The 17061-nt window shown below is 72.4% G+C and carries 13 protein-coding genes; 11 read left to right on the forward strand and 2 right to left on the reverse strand.

The window, feature by feature from the left end; genetic code table 11:
* Positions 1-199 precede the first annotated feature (199 nt).
* The 11 genes from ACWD5Q_RS02505 (at position 200) to moeZ (ending at position 13541) form a co-directional block, all read left to right on the forward strand.
* The gene (locus tag ACWD5Q_RS02505; RefSeq protein WP_451425134.1) at positions 200-1462 is read left to right on the forward strand and encodes a DUF3152 domain-containing protein; all 1263 of its coding nucleotides are present in this window, start codon (positions 200-202) and stop codon (positions 1460-1462) included.
* 56 nt (positions 1463-1518) lie between these two features.
* Positions 1519-1611 carry an Ms4533A family Cys-rich leader peptide gene (locus tag ACWD5Q_RS02510; protein ID WP_451425135.1) on the forward strand — a complete coding sequence of 31 codons (93 nt, stop codon included), beginning with the start codon at positions 1519-1521 and terminating at the stop codon, positions 1609-1611.
* A 193-nt stretch (positions 1612-1804) separates the two neighbouring features.
* Positions 1805-3523 carry an ABC transporter substrate-binding protein gene (locus ACWD5Q_RS02515; RefSeq protein ID WP_451425136.1) on the forward strand — a complete coding sequence of 573 codons (1719 nt, stop codon included), beginning with the start codon at positions 1805-1807 and terminating at the stop codon, positions 3521-3523.
* 4 nt (positions 3524-3527) lie between these two features.
* Positions 3528-4565, forward strand: a complete 1038-nt coding sequence (locus ACWD5Q_RS02520) for an ABC transporter permease (RefSeq protein WP_451425137.1) — start codon at positions 3528-3530, stop codon at positions 4563-4565.
* The gene (locus tag ACWD5Q_RS02525; protein ID WP_451425138.1) at positions 4562-5560 is read left to right on the forward strand and encodes an ABC transporter permease; all 999 of its coding nucleotides are present in this window, start codon (positions 4562-4564) and stop codon (positions 5558-5560) included. Before ACWD5Q_RS02520 ends, ACWD5Q_RS02525 begins: the two co-directional genes overlap by 4 nt.
* A complete protein-coding gene (locus ACWD5Q_RS02530; RefSeq protein ID WP_451425139.1) occupies positions 5557-7152 on the forward strand; it encodes a dipeptide ABC transporter ATP-binding protein in 1596 nt (531 codons plus the stop codon). Before ACWD5Q_RS02525 ends, ACWD5Q_RS02530 begins: the two co-directional genes overlap by 4 nt.
* 232 nt (positions 7153-7384) lie before the next feature.
* Entirely contained in the window at positions 7385-9115 is a 1731-nt protein-coding gene (locus tag ACWD5Q_RS02535) for a DUF3492 domain-containing protein (protein ID WP_451425140.1), read from the forward strand.
* A complete protein-coding gene (locus ACWD5Q_RS02540; protein ID WP_451425141.1) occupies positions 9112-10386 on the forward strand; it encodes a hypothetical protein in 1275 nt (424 codons plus the stop codon). Before ACWD5Q_RS02535 ends, ACWD5Q_RS02540 begins: the two co-directional genes overlap by 4 nt.
* Before the next feature lie 216 nt (positions 10387-10602).
* Positions 10603-11562: an NAD-dependent epimerase/dehydratase family protein gene (locus tag ACWD5Q_RS02545; protein ID WP_451425142.1), complete on the forward strand. Its 960-nt coding sequence runs from the start codon at positions 10603-10605 to the stop codon at positions 11560-11562.
* Complete coding sequence (locus ACWD5Q_RS02550) at positions 11550-12299, forward strand: spherulation-specific family 4 protein (protein ID WP_451425143.1); 750 nt, start codon at positions 11550-11552, stop codon at positions 12297-12299. The genes ACWD5Q_RS02545 and ACWD5Q_RS02550 overlap by 13 nt, the downstream gene beginning before the upstream one ends.
* A 63-nt stretch (positions 12300-12362) precedes the next feature.
* Positions 12363-13541 (forward strand): adenylyltransferase/sulfurtransferase MoeZ, encoded by a 1179-nt coding sequence (moeZ, locus tag ACWD5Q_RS02555; RefSeq protein ID WP_451425144.1) that lies wholly within the window; start codon positions 12363-12365, stop codon positions 13539-13541.
* Positions 13542-13720: 179 nt separating this feature from the next.
* Here moeZ and ACWD5Q_RS02560 read toward each other — a convergent pair whose 3' ends face one another.
* Positions 13721-15259 carry an alpha/beta hydrolase gene (locus ACWD5Q_RS02560; RefSeq protein WP_451425145.1) on the reverse strand — a complete coding sequence of 513 codons (1539 nt, stop codon included), beginning with the start codon at positions 15257-15259 and terminating at the stop codon, positions 13721-13723.
* A gap of 203 nt (positions 15260-15462) precedes the next feature.
* Positions 15463-17007 carry an alpha/beta hydrolase gene (locus ACWD5Q_RS02565; protein WP_451425146.1) on the reverse strand — a complete coding sequence of 515 codons (1545 nt, stop codon included), beginning with the start codon at positions 17005-17007 and terminating at the stop codon, positions 15463-15465.
* Positions 17008-17061: the final 54 nt, after the last annotated feature.

A 17061-nucleotide genomic window follows, 5' to 3' on the forward strand; every position in this document is an offset into this window, starting at 1 on the left:
AGGCCCGACACCCACGACGGCAGGCCCGGCACCGGCGACCGTAGGCCCGACACCCACGACGGCAGGCCCGGCACCGGCGACCGTAGGCCCGACACCGACGGCAACCGGCGCAACACCGTCGAAAACCGGGACCACACCCCCCAACCCCCGGCCGGCGCCCGGTGCGCCAGGACCCCGGGACGCGACGGCACAGGGCCGGGTGCCCGCGGGGCCGGCTTCTCAGCGAGGCGCGCGCCGCGCGGCCGAGGGCACTCCTGCGCGGGGCGTCCCGCGTGTCGCGGACGGCACCCCGGCCCACGGCATGCCCCGCGTCCCGGCCGACGGTACGCCCGCGGACGGCACCCGTGCCGTCCGCGGCGGTCACCCCCAGCAGCGTGAATCCGGCGGCGGCTGGGGTGAGTTGGGAAGCGGGACCGGGTCCCAGGCGGCGCCCGCCGGGCGCTCCGCGCCCCGGGTGCCGCGCCAGCGGAGGCAGTCCGGCCCCCGCCAGGAGTACCTCGACGCCTTCGACCAGGGCGCCCCAGACCAGGGCGACAACGTCTTCGTGCCCCGCCGCGAAGGCGCCGCCGCCCGTACGCCCCGCACCCGTGGCCGCGCCCCCGGGGCGGAGGAGGCCCCCGCGACGGCCGAGGACGGCGCGGAGTCCCGCGGCGGATCCCGCAGGGGCCGTACGTTCGCCGGTATCGCCGCCGGCGCCGTCATCACCGCGCTCGCCGTCGTCGTCGCCAGTCAGTTCCTCGGCGGACAGGACGGCGCCTCCGCGCGGTCGGCGTCCGCCACCGGCCAGGCCCGCGACACCCACGGCGCCGGCGTCGGTGGCGACAGCACCTCGACCCCGTCCGCCTCGCCCAGCGCGACGCCGCTGACCTACGACCAGGCCATGGGCCGGACCTACCCGCTCAGTGCCACGCTGAAGGGCTCGGGGGTGTTCTCCGCGGTCCCCGGCTCGGCGGAGGCGCCGGGCCGGGGGCACCGGTACACCTACCGCGTGGATGTGGAGAAGGGGCTCGGCCTCGACGGCCGGCTCTTCGCCGAGGCCGTCCAGAAGACCCTCAACGACGACCGCAGCTGGGCCCACCACGGCGCCCGCACCTTCGCGCGCGTCTCCTCCGGCAAGCCCGACTTCGTGATCACGCTCGCCAGCCCGGGCACCACCGCAGCCTGGTGTGCGAAGTCCGGCCTGGACACGACGGAGGACAACGTCTCCTGCGACTCGGCCTCCACCGACCGCGTGATGATCAACGCCTACCGCTGGGCGCAGGGCTCGACCACGTACGGTGACAGAATTCACGCCTACCGGCAGATGCTGATCAACCACGAGGTCGGCCATCGCCTCGGCTACGGCCATGTCACCTGCGACAAGGACGGCGAGCTGGCCCCGGTCATGCAGCAGCAGACCAAGTTCCTCGACCATGACGGAATCCACTGTCTGCCCAACCCCTGGCCGTACCCCAGGAGTTGACAGGCGCCGCTTCCGTCGCGTTGACACGCGGGGAAAGTTCCTCCATATTTCTTCGCATGTCGCACCGTCACGCCCCCGTTCGCGCCGCCATCGAGCTGGCGCTCATCGGCGTGACCTCCTTGTGCGTGGCCGACATTCACTGTCGCTGACGCCCCGCCTCCGGCGTGAGCGTCGCGTTCTCACCACTCTGTGAATCCCCGTGAACCCCTGCGGACTCCCTGACCGCACGGCTGCACGGATGCCGACGACCTGACGCCGGGGCTGACGTCTGCCCTTGTCCGTCTCATTCCTCGTCAATCCGTCTCGCATGTCGGGACACCCTCCGAGAGGTCGTCAACTCCGATGCGTCAACCGTCCGTCATAGCGCGCCGCGTGGCAGCGGCATCCGTAGGCCTGGTCGTGGCAGCGGGCGCCGTCGCCTGCGGGCCGAAGGACAGCGATGCCAAGGGCGCCGGTGGCGACTCCACGCCGCACAAGGGCGGCACACTGACCGTCCTGAACTCCCAGCCGCAGCAGGACTTCGACCCGGCGCGCCTGTACACCTCCGGCGGCGGCAACGTGCCCTCCCTGGTGTTCCGCACCCTCACCACGCGCAACCGCGAGAACGGCGCGGCCGGCGCCAAGGTCGTCCCGGACCTCGCCACCGACACCGGTCGCCCGAACAAGGACGCGACCGTGTGGACGTACACCCTGAAAAAGGGCCTCACCTACGAGGACGGCACCCCGATCACCTCGGCCGACATCAAGTACGGCATCGAGCGCTCCTTCGCCCCCGAGCTCTCCGGCGGCGCGCCCTACCTGCGGGACTGGCTGGCCGGCGCGGCCGACTACCAGGGCCCCTACAAGGACAAGAAGGGTCTCGACGCCATCGAGACGCCGGACAGCCGCACCCTCGTCTTCCATCTGAACAAGCCCGAGGGCGAGTTCCCGTACCTGGCGACGCAGACGCAGTTCGCGCCCGTGCCGAAGGCCAAGGACACCGGCACCAGGTACGAGGAGCACCCCGTCTCGTCCGGCCCCTACAAGGTCATCACGAACGAGAACGACGGGGAGCGGCTCGTCCTGGAGCGCAACCCGCACTGGTCGGCGTCGACGGACGCCGAGCGCAAGGCCTATCCCGACCGGATCGACGTACGGTCCGGGCTGGACTCCTCGGTGATCAACCAGCGCCTGTCCGCGTCCCAGGGAGCGGACGCCGCCGCGGTCACCACGGACACCAACCTCGGCCCGGCCGAACTGGCCAGGGTGACCGGCGACAAGGACCTCGCCTCACGCGTCGGCACCGGTCACTTCGGCTACACGAACTACCTGGCGTTCAACCCCACGGTCAAGCCGTTCGACGACGTCAGGGTGCGGCAGGCGGTCGCGTACGCCCTCGACCGGTCGTCGGTCGTCAACGCGGCGGGCGGCTCCTCGCTGGCCGAGCCCGCGACCACCTTCCTGCCCGACCAGAAGTCCTTCGGCTACACGCCCTACGACCTCTTCCCGGCCGGCAGGACGGGCAACCCGGACAAGGCGAAGGAACTGCTGAAGCAGGCCGGACACGCGAACGGGCTGACGATCACCCTGACCCACTCCAACAGCAAGGACTTCGAGACCAGCCCGGAGATCGCGACCGCGGTCCAGGACGCGCTCAAGAAGGCCGGCATCACCGTCAGGCTCCAGGGCCTGGAGGAGAACGACTACAAGGACAAGATCCACAACGTCACGACGGAGCCCGGTCTCTTCCTCGCCCACTGGGGCGCCGACTGGCCGTCCGGCGGTCCCTTCCTCGCCCCGATCTTCGACGGCCGGCAGATCGTCAAGGACGGCGCGAACTTCAACACCGGCCTGCTGAACGACAAGTCGGTCAACGCCGAGATCGACGCCATCAACAAGCTGACCGACCTCGACGCGGCCGCCGAGCGCTGGGGCGCACTGGACCGGAAGATCGGCGAGCAGGCCCTCGTCGTGCCCCTGTTCCACCCCGTCTACAAGCGCCTCTACGGCAAGGACGTCAAGAACATCGTGATCAGCGACTGGACCGGTGTGCTGGACATCTCGCAGGTCGCGGTGAAGTAGCGCCGTGAGCGAGGCACTTGTCGCCGCCCAGGCTCCCGGGACGGACACACCCGTCCCGGGAGCCTCGGGGGCCCTTCTGTTCTGGCGGCGGCTGCGGGCGCAGCGCGCCGCCCTCGTCGCGGCGGCCGTCGTCGCGCTGCTCGTCCTGGTCGCGCTCGCCGCGCCGCTGCTCACCGCGATCGAGGGCCAGGACCCGACCACGTACCACCCCGCACTCGTCGACTCCGCGCGCGGCGGCGTCCCCGTCGGGTCGTTCGGCGGCATGAGCGCCGACCACTGGCTCGGCGTCGAACCGCAGACCGGACGCGACCTGTTCGCGCGGCTGGTGTACGGCGCCCGGGTCTCTCTCGGAGTCGCGCTCGCGGCGACCGCCGTCCAGGTCCTCATCGGGGTCGTGGTCGGTGTCGCCTCCGCCCTCGGCAACCGGTGGGTCGATCAGCTCTTGAGCCGGGCCACCGACATCATCGTGAGCATGCCGCTGATGATCATGTCACTGGCGCTGCTCGCGATCGTGCCCGCCGGCTTCCCTCGGCCCGTCCTCGTCACCCTCGTCATCGGCCTGATCGCCTGGGGCAACATCGCGAAGATCGTGCGCGCGCAGACGCTCACCCTGAAAGGGCTCGACTACGTCGCCGCCGCCCGGCTCAGCGGCTGGGGCACCTGGCGGATCGCCCGCCGTGAGCTGCTGCCCGGCCTGGCGGCGCCCGTCATCACCTACGCGGCCCTGCTCGTCCCCATCAACATCACCGTCGAGGCCGCCCTGTCCTTCCTCGGTGTCGGCGTGAAGCCGCCGACACCGTCCTGGGGGCAGATGCTCACCGCCGCCGACGTCTGGTACCAGGCGGCGCCGCAGTACCTGCTGCTCCCGGCGGGCGCCCTCTTCGTCACCGTCCTCGCCCTGACCGTCCTCGGTGACGGCGTGCGCACGGCCCTCGACCCGCGCGCCGCCTCCCGGCTGCGCGTCGGCACCGGCCGCAGGCGCGAGAACCGGGCGGGCGAGAAGAAGACCGAGACGGGGACCGGGAAGGGGGCGGAAGCATGAGCGGCTTCGGCGGTTTCGTCCTGCGCCGCGCCGTCGGCGCCCTCGTCACCCTGTTCGCCATCTCGGTGATCGTCTACGTCGTCTTCTACGTCACCCCCGGCAACGTCGCCCAGATCACCTGCGGCCCGCGCTGTTCACCGGAACAGGTGCACCAGGTCGCCCAGCAGCTCAGACTCGACGAGCCGCTCCTCGTGCGCTACGGGCACTTCCTCCAAGGCCTCCTCGTCGGCCAGGACTACTCCACGGGCACATCGGTGGAACACTGCGCGGCGCCCTGTCTCGGCCTCTCCTACCAGAGCGACCAGCAGGTCACCAGCCTGATCCTGGCGAAGCTCCCGGTCAGCCTGTCGCTCGTGCTCGGCGCGATGGTGCTGTGGCTCGTCCTGGGCGTGGGCACCGGCATGCTCTCCGCCTGGCGGCGCGGCAGGCCCACCGAGCGGGTGCTCACCGGCATCACCCTGGCGGGCACCGCCACGCCCGTCTTCGTCATCGGCCTGGTTCTCATGATCGTCGTCTGCGGCGAGCTGCACCTGCTGCCCTTCCCGCAGTACGTCGCCCTCACCGACGATCCCGAGCAGTGGGCGTGGAACCTGCTGCTGCCGTGGCTCTCCCTCGCCCTGATCGAGGCCGCCACGTTCGCCCGGCTGACCAGGGCGTCGATGCTGGAGACGCTCACCGAGGACCACATACGGACCTTCCGCGCCTACGGCGTCGGCGAGCGCGCGGTCATCGGACGGCACGCGTTGCGCGGCGCGCTCGCGCCCGTCATCGCGCTGAACGCCAACAACGTCGGCTCCGCCGTCGGCGGCGCCGTCCTCACCGAGACGCTCTTCGGACTGCCCGGCATCGGCCAGGAACTCGTTGAGGCGGTGAAGGTCGTCGACCTGCCGGTGGTCGTCGGCATGGTCCTGGTCATCGGCTTCTTCGTGGTCGTCGCCAACGCCGTCGCGGACGTGCTGTACGCGGTGGCCGACCGACGGGTGGTACTCGTATGAGCCTTGTGGAAGTGACGGATCTGACCGTCGGGTTCGGCGACCTGCGGGCCGTCGACGGGCTCTCCTTCCGGCTGGCGAAGGGCGCCGCGCTGGGACTGGTCGGCGAGTCCGGCTCGGGCAAGTCCACCGTCGCGGCGGCCCTGCTGGGGCTGCACCGCGGCACGGGCGCCCGGCTCGGCGGCTCGGTCCTCGTCGCCGGCACCGACGTACAGCGGGCGCCCGAGGGCGAACTGCGCGGGCTGCGCGGCGGGAAGGCCGCCATGGTCTTCCAGGACCCGCTGTCCTCCCTGGACCCGTACTACGCGATCGGCGACCAGATCGCCGAGGTGTACCGGGTGCACACCCGTGCCTCCCGGCGCGCCGCACGCGCGCGTGCCGTCGAGGTGCTGGACCGGGTCGGCATCCCGGACGCGGCACGGCGCTCCCGCGCACGCCCGCACGAGTTCAGCGGCGGCATGCGCCAGCGCGCCCTGATCGCCATGGCACTCGCGTGCGAGCCCGAACTGCTGATCGCCGACGAGCCGACCACCGCGCTGGACGTGACCGTCCAGGCCCAGATCCTCGACCTGCTGCACACCCTGCGACAGGAGACCGGGATGGGGCTGCTGCTGGTCACCCACGACGTGGGAGTCGCCGCCGAAAGCGTCGACGAGGTGCTCGTGATGCGCCACGGCAGGGCCGTCGAACACGGCCCGGTCGCCACCGTGCTGGGGGAGCCCCGCGAGGAGTACACACGGGAACTGCTGGGCGCGGTGCCGCGCGTCGACGCGCCCCGCGTGCGCGCGGGAGCCGCCTTCGACGAGGTCGTCATCGAGGCGTCGGGACTGCGGCGCGAATTCGGGCGCGGCAGGCGGAGATTCGCCGCCGTGGACGACGTGTCGCTCACGGTACGGCGCGGCGAGACCCTCGGCATCGTCGGGGAGAGCGGCAGCGGGAAGACCACCCTGGGCCGCATGCTGGTCGGGCTGCTGGAACCCACGGCCGGCGAGATCCGCCATGACGGCGCGGTGCGCTCCGGGGTGGACCCGGCCGTACAGATGGTCTTCCAGGACCCCGTCTCCTCCCTCAACCCCCGGCGCAGCGTGGGCGAGTCGATCGCCGACCCGCTGCGGGCGCGCGGAGAGCGCGAAGAGAGGCGCATCAGGGGGCGCGTAGGCGAACTGCTGCGGCGTGTGGGGCTCGACGAGACGCACTACGACCGCTATCCGCACGAGTTCAGCGGCGGACAGCGCCAGCGCGTGGGCATCGCGCGGGCACTCGCCGCCGACCCGCGCGTCATCGTCTGCGACGAGCCGGTCTCGGCGCTCGACGTCACCACCCAGGCCCAGGTCGTGGCCCTGCTGGGCGAACTGCAACGCGAACTCGGGCTCGCACTCGTCTTCGTGGCCCACGACCTCGCCGTCGTGCGCCAGGTCAGCGACCGGGTCGCGGTGATGCGGCGCGGGCGGATCGTCGAGTACGGGCCCGCCGACGAGGTCTACGACGCACCCCGTGAGGCGTACACGCGGCAGCTGCTGGCAGCCGTCCCGGCGCTCGACCCCGCGGTCGCCGCCGAACGGCGCGCCGCCCGGAAGGCGCTCGCCACGGTGTGAACCGCGCCCCGCGGCCGGCCCGGCCCCGGGCCGGCCGCCACACGGAGAAGCACGGCCGCGCGAACTGACACGAGCGAACGCGGTCCGCGCGCGAAAGTTACGACCGTTCACCCCTTTTGGTGGCGCGATGGACAACCGTCCGTCGCGCCACCCCCTTGTCCGCTTACGTTCGTCCCGCTGCGAGCCGCCGGCACAACGGCGGCTCCCCAGACGGGAGATCGGGGGTGCACTCGTGCGCATCGGACTGCTTACGGAGGGTGGCTATCCGTATGTGAGCGGTGACGCCAGGCTCTGGTACGACCGCCTCGTGCGCGGACTCGGGCAGCACGAGTTCGACATCTACGCGCTCAGCCGCACCGAGCGGCAGGAGGCCGAGGACCGGCTCCCGCTGCCGCCGCATGTCGGCCGGGTACGGACGGCCCCCCTGTGGACCGCGCGGGACGACGGGGCAGCCCTCGGACGCCGGGCGCGACGCCGGTTCGCCGAGGCATACGCCGAACTGGCCGCCGCCCTCTGCACCGCACCCGAACCAGGGTCGCCGCAGGACACCCCGGGATCGGCGGGACCCGAGGCGGACCGTTTCGGCAGTGCCCTGCACGCCCTCGCCGAACTCGCCCGCGACGAGGGCGGGCTGACCGGCGCCCTGCGCTCCGAGGCCGCCGTACGCGCACTGGAACAGGCCTGCCGCGCGCCGCGCGCCCTGCGGGCGGCGCGCACCACGCGCGTCCCCGAACTGCTGCGGACAGCCGCGCAACTGGAACGCGCCCTGCGCCCCCTCTCGCTCGACTGGTACGAGGACGACGCGCTCGGCTCGGCCGACCTCTGCCACGCCACCGCCGGCGGCACCGCGGCCCTGCCCGGACTGCTCGCCCGGCACTTCACCGGAATCCCGCTGCTCGTCACCGAGTACGGCGTGCCCCTGCGGGCGCACTACCTGGGGACCTCGCGCGAGACACCCCCGGCGGTGCGCGCCCTGCTCGCCTCCTTCCACCGCCTGCTGGCCGCCGAGGTCTACCGCCGGGCCGCCTGCATCACCCCCGGCAACATCCACGCCCGCCGCTGGCAGGAACGCTGCGGCGCCGACCGCGACAAGCTGCGCACCGTCTACCCCGGCATGGAGGCGGCCCGCTTCACGGAGGTGGGCGAGGCGGCCGACCGCGCGGACCCCCGCACGCTGGTCTGGGTCGGCCGCGTCGAACCGGCGAAGGACCTGATCTCCCTGCTCCACGCCTTCGCCGAGATCCACAGGGAGGAGCCGCAGGCCCGGCTGCGGCTCGTCGGGGCCCCGGCGGGCGCCGAGGGCACGGCCTACCTGGGGCACTGCCGGGCGCTGGCCGCCCAGCTCTTCCCCGACGAGGCCGACGGTGTCCACGACGTCGGTGACAACCCGGTGTCCTTCGAGGACATCGGCGGCCCGGAGCTGCCCGGGCTGCCCGAGGCATACGGGGCGGGGGCGGTCGTCGTCCTGTCGAGCGTCGTCGAAGGCTTTCCGATCGGCCTGGTGGAGGCCATGTTCTGCGGCCGGGCGACGGTGTCCACGGATGCGGGCGCCGTGGTGGAGGTCATCGGCGGCACGGGACTCGTCGTCCCGCCGCGCAACCCGCGCGCACTCGCCGAGGCGTGCCTGGCGCTGTTGCGCGACCCCGAGCGCCGCGAGCGCCTCGGCGCGGCCGCCCGCGCCCGAGCCCTCGAACTGTTCACCGTGGAACAGAACGTCACGGCGTTCCACGACCTCTACCTGGAGGTCGTCTCACATGCGCCCGTCCGGCGCGTACTCGTGGACGGCACCGGCGAACCCCTGCCCTTCGGCGTGCCGGCGGAGGCCCATCTGCCGGGCCACTGGACCGCGCCGCGCCTGCCGCGCGGCAGACCACGCTGGGCGTCGGCGCCGGGCGAGCCGACGGCACCCGTACGCGCGACCGGCCTCCAGGAACCCGTCCCGGCCGCGGGGGGCGCGCGATGAGCGACGTGGGAGAACTCGACCGCCCCGGGGCCCCGGACAGCCCCGGCCCCTTCGACGCGGGGTCCTGGGAAGCCCTCACCCCCCGGCCGCACAGCGACCGGGCCCCCGGGCATCAGGCCTCCCGGGACCCCGCTCCCCACGCGGCCGGCACCACCGGCCCCCCGTCTCCCCACGACACGGACCCGGCGCGCAGGCCCGCCGGGCGCCGTGGCGCCGTCGACCCCGTCAAGGCCCTCATGCACCGCCACCGTGACCTGTGCGAGCGGGCCGTCGACCCCCTGGAGATCGCGGCCGGTCTGGAGGCCCACGGCCTCACCGACCGGGTCGCCGCACGCTTCCGGCACCGGGACGTGTTCTCGCTCGCCGAGGAGATGTACGCGCGCGTACCCCGCGACGGCGACCAGCCCCCACCGCCGGGCGCCGCGGCGGACGCCCCCCGCGAGCCCCGCGCCTGGGCCGTGCTGGCTCTGCTCCCGGGCGCCCTGGGCACGGCCACCGTCATCGGGCTCCGGCTCACCGACGGCAGGCTCCGCCTCGCCGCCGCCGCACTCGGAGCCCTCGCCGTCACGCTCGGACTCCGCGCGGCCCTCGCCCGCGGCCCCCTGCGCGTCCCCGTCCACCGGGCACCCACCGCCCCGCGCGCGTGGACCTGCTGGCTCCTCGCCTACGCACTGCTCGGCGACAGCCTGCTGCGCGCCGCCCTGGACGGCGGCCCCGACGGCCCCGTGGCCCCGGCCACCGCCCCGGTCCTCGCCCTCGCCCTGGGCTGTGGGCCGGCCGCCTGGTGCGCCCGCCTCTTCGCCCTGCGCGCCCGCCGCAGGCTCACCGCCAGCCGGGGTCTTGAGGACTTCACCTCGTCGGTCACCCCCCTACTCCTCGGCACCGTCGCCCTCTTCCTCTGCGCACTGACCGCTCTCCTCGCGCTGTGCGCGGCCCTCCTCCACGAGCCCGCCGCCTACGCCGGGGCCGGCGCCCTGGGCGTGCTCCTCCTGCTCGCCCGGCTGCTCACCGCCCACGGCTTTCGCCGAGCCCCGGCCGCCGCCCTCGGCGCCGCGACCGCCGCCGAGGCGACCGCCCTGGCCACGGTCTTCGCCGGCCGGCTCCCCAGCTGCGGATTCCTGGCCACCCCGGTGCGCACCCTGACCGACACCCTCGGCACGAACGCCGTCCCGGCCCTGGCCTGCGCCCCCGTCGCCCTGGCCCTGCTGGTCCACGCGACCCGCACCCTGACCCGGGCCTCGGCCCATGCCCGGCCCCCCGGATCACCCTGAGCCCCGCCCCTGGCATCCCCACCCGTCTCAGGCCCGGCCCACCAACGCCCCACCGCCGACGTCACAAGCCGCCACCGCTGCCCGGGACCCGCTCCCGCTCATGTTCCTCCCGCGGAGCCGACACCGCGGGCCCCTCTCATCCCACGGCACCACCCCTGAAGGAGAACGCCAGATGATCACCTCCCGAACCGGAGAATCCGCCCCGGGAGCCGCCCGATGAGGGTCCTGCTGATCGGAGCCAACGGATACCTCGGCCGCTTCGTCGCCGACCGGCTGCTCGCCGACCCGGCCGTGCAGCTCACCGCCCTCGGCCGCGGCGACGACGCCGACGTACGGTTCGACCTCGCGTCCGGCAGCCCCGGCGCACTCACCCGCTTCCTGGACGCCGTGCACCCCGGGGTCGTCATCAACTGCGCCGGGGCCACCCGCGGCGGCGCCCGTGAACTCACCCGGCACAACACCGTCGCCGTCGCCACCGTCTGCGAGGCCCTGCGCCGCAGCGGCTGCGGGGCACGCCTGGTGCAGATCGGCTGCGGCGCCGAGTACGGGCCCAGCCAGCCCGGCTCCTCCACGGCGGAGGACGCCGTCCCGCGTCCCGGCGGGCCCTACGGCGTCAGCAAGCTCGCCGCCACCGAACTCGTCCTCGGCTCCGGGCTGGACGCCGTCGTGCTCCGGGTGTTCTCGCCCGCCGGGCCCGGCACGCCCGCCGGCTCCCCGCTCGGCCGCCTCGCCGAGGCGCTGCGCCGCGCCATGCAGTCGGGCGACGGCGAACTCAAGCTCGGCGGCCTCGGCGTGCAACGCGACTTCATCGACGTACGCGATGTCGCCCGCGCCGTCCACGCCGCGTCCCTCTCCGCCGCCCAGGGCGTGATCAACATCGGCGCCGGCCGCGCCGTGCGCCTGCGGGACGCGGCCGCCGTCCTCGCCCGGGTCGCCGGCTACGGCGGGACCCTGCACGAACTCGACGGACCCCCCGGACCGATGCGGCCGTCCATCGGCCACCCCCGCACCGAACCGGAGCACTCGGCTCCGGTCGCCTACCCCTACCCGGACGGCTGCGGCAGCTGGCAGCAGGCCGATGTGCGCACGGCCCGCGACCGGCTCGGCTGGCGGCCCCGGATCAACCTCGAGGAGTCTCTCGCCGACATCTGGATGGAGGCGGCATGCCGCATCTGACCAGCACCACCGCGAGCACCGCGAGCACCGGTCTGGGCGCCGGACTCGGCATCCCCGGGTATGCGCACCCCTTGGTCGCCCCCATGGAATGGGGTGCGCTCACCCGTCCGGGCACCCCGGTGCACTGGGCCGTCCTCAAGGTGGGCAGCGGCCCCGGTACCCGCCCCGACCCGCACTGTCTGGAGGCCACCGGACGCCTGCACACCGCGGGCGTCCGTGTTCTCGGTCACCTCGACGTCGTCCAGGGCACGCGGCCCTTCGGCGAACTGCTCTCCGAGGCACACCGCCATCTCGACTGGTACCGCGTCGACGGCTTCCTCCTGGACCGGTGCCCGACCGAACGCGCCGCGCTCCCCGAGGTCCGCCGCCTGACCACCACCCTCCGCGCACTCCTCGGCCACGGGCACATCGTCCTGGGACACGGCACCCACCCCCATCCCGGATACGCCGAGACCGCCGACCAACTGGTCACCTTCTCCGGCACCTGGAGCGACTACCGCTGGTCGCAGGTGGCCGAGTGGACCGCCGATCACCCGCCCGAGCGGTTCTGCCACTTCGTGCACGGCGTGCCGCGCGGCCACCTCGACGAGGCGCTGCGCATCGCCCGCTGGCAGGGCGCCGGGACGATCTGGTTCACCGACCGCACGATCCGCGGCGGGCGCACCGACCCCTGGGAGACCATGCCCGGCTACTGGGACGACATCGTCTCGCGCCTCGGAACGGGTGTCTCGGAATGAAAAAGGGCGTGGCAGTGTTACGAGGAGAACAACCGTAGTGATCGACCGACCAACGGAGTCCCCGTGTCGCTGCCACCCCTGGTCGAGCCGGCTGCCGAGCTCACCGTAGACGAGGTCCGCAGGTACTCGCGCCACCTGATCATCCCCGATGTCGGGATGGACGGGCAGAAGCGGCTGAAGAACGCCAAGGTGCTCTGTGTGGGCGCCGGCGGTCTGGGCTCGCCGGCCCTGATGTACCTGGCCGCGGCGGGCGTGGGAACGCTCGGCATCGTGGAGTTCGACGAGGTCGACGAGTCGAACCTGCAGCGGCAGATCATCCACAGCCAGGCCGACATCGGCCGCTCCAAGGCCGAGTCGGCGCGCGACACGGTCAAGGGCATCAACCCCTACGTGAACGTGATCCTTCACGAGGAGCGGCTCGAGGCCGACAACGTGATGGACATCTTCAGCCAGTACGACCTGATCATCGACGGCACCGACAACTTCGCGACCCGCTACCTCGTCAACGACGCGTGCGTGCTGCTGAACAAGCCGTACGTATGGGGCTCGATCTACCGCTTCGACGGCCAGGCCTCCGTCTTCTGGTCGGAGTACGGTCCCTGCTACCGCTGCCTGTACCCGGAGCCCCCGCCGCCGGGCATGGTCCCCTCCTGCGCCGAGGGCGGCGTCCTCGGCGTGCTGTGCGCGTCCATCGGCTCCATCCAGGTCACCGAGGGGATCAAGGTCCTCACCGGCACCGGCGAGCCGCTGGTCGGCCGACTGATGATCTACGACGCCCTGGAGATGCAGTACCGCCAGGTCAAGGTCCGCAAGGACCCCAACTGCGCGGTCTGCGGCGAGAACCCCACCATCACCGAACTCATCGACTACGAGGCCTTCTGCGGCGTCGTCTCCGAGGAGGCCCAGGCGGCGGCCGCCGACTCGACGATCACTCCCAAGCAGCTCAAGGAGTGGATCGACGACGGCGAGAACATCGAGATCATCGACGTCCGGGAGCCGAACGAGTACGAGATCGTCTCCATCCCGGGCGCCCGGCTGATCCCGAAGAACGAGTTCCTCCTGGGCGCGGCCCTGGAGAACCTGCCGCAGGACAAGAAGATCGTCCTGCATTGCAAGACGGGTGTCCGCAGTGCGGAAGTCCTCGCCGTCCTGAAGTCGGCCGGCTTCGCGGACGCGGTGCACGTCGGCGGCGGCGTCATCGGCTGGGTCAACCAGATCGAGCCGCACAAGCCGGTGTACTGATCCCCTTCCGGCTGACCGGCAAGACCGCACAGGCCCACGGCTCTGATCAGTTCGGACGCCGTGGGCCGTGTCGTCGCCGGTCGGCCTCGGGACCGACGGCGCGGGTCCCCAGTGCGGGCAGGTCCATCCCGGGTGCTCCCTGGGACCGAGGCTCGTCGGGCCCTGTCGATCGCTCGCCGTCAGGGGCAGACCTTGCCGTCCCTCGGGACCGCGCCGTTCAGAAGGTACGCGTTCACGGTCGCGTCCACGCACGCGCTTCCGCTCCCGTACGCCCCATGGCCCTCGCCCTTCCAGGTGAGTTCGACACCGACGCCCTTGCCCAAGCCGTCGGCCATCTTGCGGGCGCCCTCGTACGGTGTCGCCGGATCCCCGGTGTTGCCCACCACCAGTACCGGAGCGGCTCCCGGCGCACTGACCTCCGGGTGGTCGAACTGTCCGGCCACCGGCCAGTCGTGGCACCAGCCGGCCGTGTCCCAGCCCAGGAAGTCGCCGAACACGGGCGAGATCCTCTCGAACTCCGGCAGGAGCGCCTTCACCTGCTCGGCCGTCGGCCGCTGTCTGTCGTCCAGGCACGATATGACCCGCTGTGAGTGCGTCATCGTGCCGTAGTGCCCCAAGGCGTCGCGGTCGTTGTACTCGTCGGCCAGCCGCAGCAGCTCCGAGCCGTTGCCGCTCTGCGCCGAGGCGAGGGCGCTGGTGAGGACGGGCCAGCTCTCCTTGCTGTAGAGCGGCAGCACGATGCCGGTGAGAGCCAGGGTCTGGGTGAGCTTGCGTCCGGACGCCGTCGGCAGCGGCTTGGCGTCGATCCGCTTGAGCAGGTCCGCGATCTTCTGGGAACCCTGCTGAGGGTCCTGGCCCGTCGACCTCAGGTAGTCGTCGAGCGCGCGCTGGAAACCCCGGGTCTGGTTCTTCGCATGGCCCACGCTGTCGGCGGTCGGGTCGACCACGGCGTCCAGCACCAGGCGCCCCACGTGCTGCGGGAACAAGTGGGCGTACACACCGCCCAGTTCGGTGCCGTACGAGATGCCGACGTAGTGCAACGCCCGGTCGCCGAGAACCTGGCGCATCAGGTCCATGTCGCGCGCGGTGTCGGTCGTCGACACATGAGTGAGCAGCTTGCCAGCCGCCCGCGCACACCCCTTGCCGAAGTCGGTGGCGTCATCGAGGTACGCCGTCACCTCGGCGGTGTCGTCCGGTGTGGCGTCGACGGCCTCGGCCGCCTGGATCGCCTTGTCGCTGCGGCAGCGGATGCCCCCGCTCGCGCCGACTCCGCGCGGATCCCAGCTCACCAGGTCGTAGCGCTCATGGAGTCGGGAGGCCACGCTCGCGTACGACGGCATCATCGAGATGCCGGAGCCGCCCGGCCCGCCGAAGTTGAACAGGAGCGAGCCTATGCGGCTGCCTCCGGTCGCCTTGGACCGGATCAGCGCGAGACCGATCGTCTCACCGTCCGGCTCCGACCAGTCCAGTGGCGCCTTCAGCGTCGTGCACTGCCAGTCGCCACCCGGGGCCGAGACGCCCGCGCAGCTGCTCCAGGTGAGCTTCTGGGCAGTGAGCGAGGCGGGCAGTGCCGGGGACTCGGCCTTCCGCGGTGCCGGCGCCGACGCAGCGGAACGGCCCTTGCCGTCGTCCGCGCTCGAGCCGGACGAGCCGCTCCCGCAGCCGGTGATCAGCAGGGCGGCCGCGACCGCGGCCGTCCACCGTACGACACGTGACATGTGCACCCCCCTCATCAGCTCTCCGCACGGAGCAGCGGAGAGCGGTCAGGCCATAGTAGGCGGATCGAGCGCAGCCCATGACGGCCTGTGGAAAACAGTCTGACCTGCACTTTCTCCTCCGAACGCCGTGTCGGCCGGGGCCAGGGCCCGCAGTGCGGGGGACCGGTGGGAGCGGAGGTCCCCGTCCCGGGGAGCCGCCGGGTTCACGAGCAGACGGTGCCCGCCGCGGGGACCTTGCCGTTCAGCAGGTAGGCGTTGACGGCGCTCTGCACGCACTTGTTCTTGCTGTCGTACGAACCGTGCCCCTGGCCCCTGTACGTCAGCTCGACGCCGACACCGCGCCCGAGCGCGTTCACCATTTTCTTCGCCCCCTCGTACGGGGTCGCCGGGTCGCCGGTGTTGCCGACCACGAGGATCGGCGGGGCGCCGGGGGCGCTCACGTCCGGGTGGTCGGCGGCCCCGGCCACCGGCCAGTTCGTGCAGCTGATCAGGCCCCAGGCCAGATACTCGCCGAACAGCGGGGAGGCGGCCCGGAACTGCGGCAACCTCGCCTTCACATCGGCGACGGTGTAACGAGGCTTCTCGTCCGCGCAGTTGATCGCGATGTTCGCGGGGACCAGATTGCTGTACTGGCCGCTCTCGTTGCGCCCGTTCATCGAGTCCGACAGCGCCATCAGCAGTCTGCCGTCACCCGCGTACGCCTGTTTCAGGCCATCGGTCAGATATCCCCAGAAGTCCTTGGAGTACAGGGCCTGCGCGATGCCGCTGGTGGCGGCGGTCCGGGTCAGACGACGGGGGAAGATGCCGGGGAGCGGCTTCTGGTCGAGGCCCTTCAGCAGTTTGGCGATCCGGTTCTCGACGTCTCGCGGGGTGCTCCCGACCGGGCAGCCCCCGCTCTTGGCGATGCAGTCCCGGGCGTAGTTGTCCAGCGCGAGCTGGAAGCCCTTGGCCTGCCCGAGCGAGGCCTGTACCGGGTCCGCCGTCGGGTCGACGACCGCGTCGAGGAGAGCCCGTCCCACGTTCTTGGGGAACAGGTGTGCGTAGACGGCGCCGAGTTCGGTGCCGTACGAGATGCCGAAGTAGTACAGCTTGGTGTCGCCGAGGGCCTTGCGCATCAGGTCCATGTCGCGGGCAGCGTCGGTGGTGCGCACATACGGCAGGACCCGCCCCGAGTGCTGCTGGCAGGCCCGGTTGAACTGCCTGGTGTTGTTCACGAAGGTCTGCTGCTCGGCCGTGTTGTCGGGTGTCATGTCCTGCTGGAAGTACGCGTCGAGCTGCTGGTCGTCCTCACACTTGACGCCCGCGCTGCGGCCGACCCCGCGCGGGTCGAAGCTCACCAGGTCGTAACGGGTGCGCAGGGTCTCGTAGTCCGGTGCGAAGGCGGGCAACGCGGTGACCCCGGAGCCGCCCGGGCCGCCGAAGTTGAAGACGAGGGACCCGATCCGTTTGTTCGGGGGGCCGCTGGCCTTCGCCCGGATCAGCGCGATCCCTATGGTGCCGCCGGTGGGGTCGTTCCAGTTCAGCGGCGCCTTCATGGTCGCGCACTGCCACCGGCCGCCCTTCGGCAGCGGAGCGGGGGCACTGCCGCCGCCCTCCGACTCGGACGGCGCGGGGCAGTCCTTCCAGATCAGCTTCTGACTCGACAGCTCCCCGTCCACGAAGCCGCCGGCGCAACCCGCCATCAGCGAGGGCAGGACGACGGCGGTGGCGGTGAGGGCGGCGGCGCGGATGCGGAGTCGGTTCGGCATGCTCCCATCGTGGGGCCGTGCCGGGCGGAGCGCTCGGGGCGGGGGCCGTGCGGG

This window comes from Streptomyces sp. NPDC002513 (assembly GCF_053595355.1).

Coding starts and splice junctions, on each gene's coding strand:
- ACWD5Q_RS02510 (WP_451425135.1), top strand. CDS start 1,519: ATGTCGCACCGTCACGCCCCCGTTCGCGCCGCCATCGAGCTGGCGCTC.
- ACWD5Q_RS02515 (WP_451425136.1), top strand. CDS start 1,805: ATGCGTCAACCGTCCGTCATAGCGCGCCGCGTGGCAGCGGCATCCGTA.
- ACWD5Q_RS02525 (WP_451425138.1), top strand. CDS start 4,562: ATGAGCGGCTTCGGCGGTTTCGTCCTGCGCCGCGCCGTCGGCGCCCTC.
- ACWD5Q_RS02530 (WP_451425139.1), top strand. CDS start 5,557: ATGAGCCTTGTGGAAGTGACGGATCTGACCGTCGGGTTCGGCGACCTG.
- ACWD5Q_RS02540 (WP_451425141.1), top strand. CDS start 9,112: ATGAGCGACGTGGGAGAACTCGACCGCCCCGGGGCCCCGGACAGCCCC.
- ACWD5Q_RS02545 (WP_451425142.1), top strand. CDS start 10,603: ATGAGGGTCCTGCTGATCGGAGCCAACGGATACCTCGGCCGCTTCGTC.
- ACWD5Q_RS02550 (WP_451425143.1), top strand. CDS start 11,550: ATGCCGCATCTGACCAGCACCACCGCGAGCACCGCGAGCACCGGTCTG.
- ACWD5Q_RS02560 (WP_451425145.1), bottom strand. CDS start 15,259: ATGTCACGTGTCGTACGGTGGACGGCCGCGGTCGCGGCCGCCCTGCTG.
- ACWD5Q_RS02565 (WP_451425146.1), bottom strand. CDS start 17,007: ATGCCGAACCGACTCCGCATCCGCGCCGCCGCCCTCACCGCCACCGCC.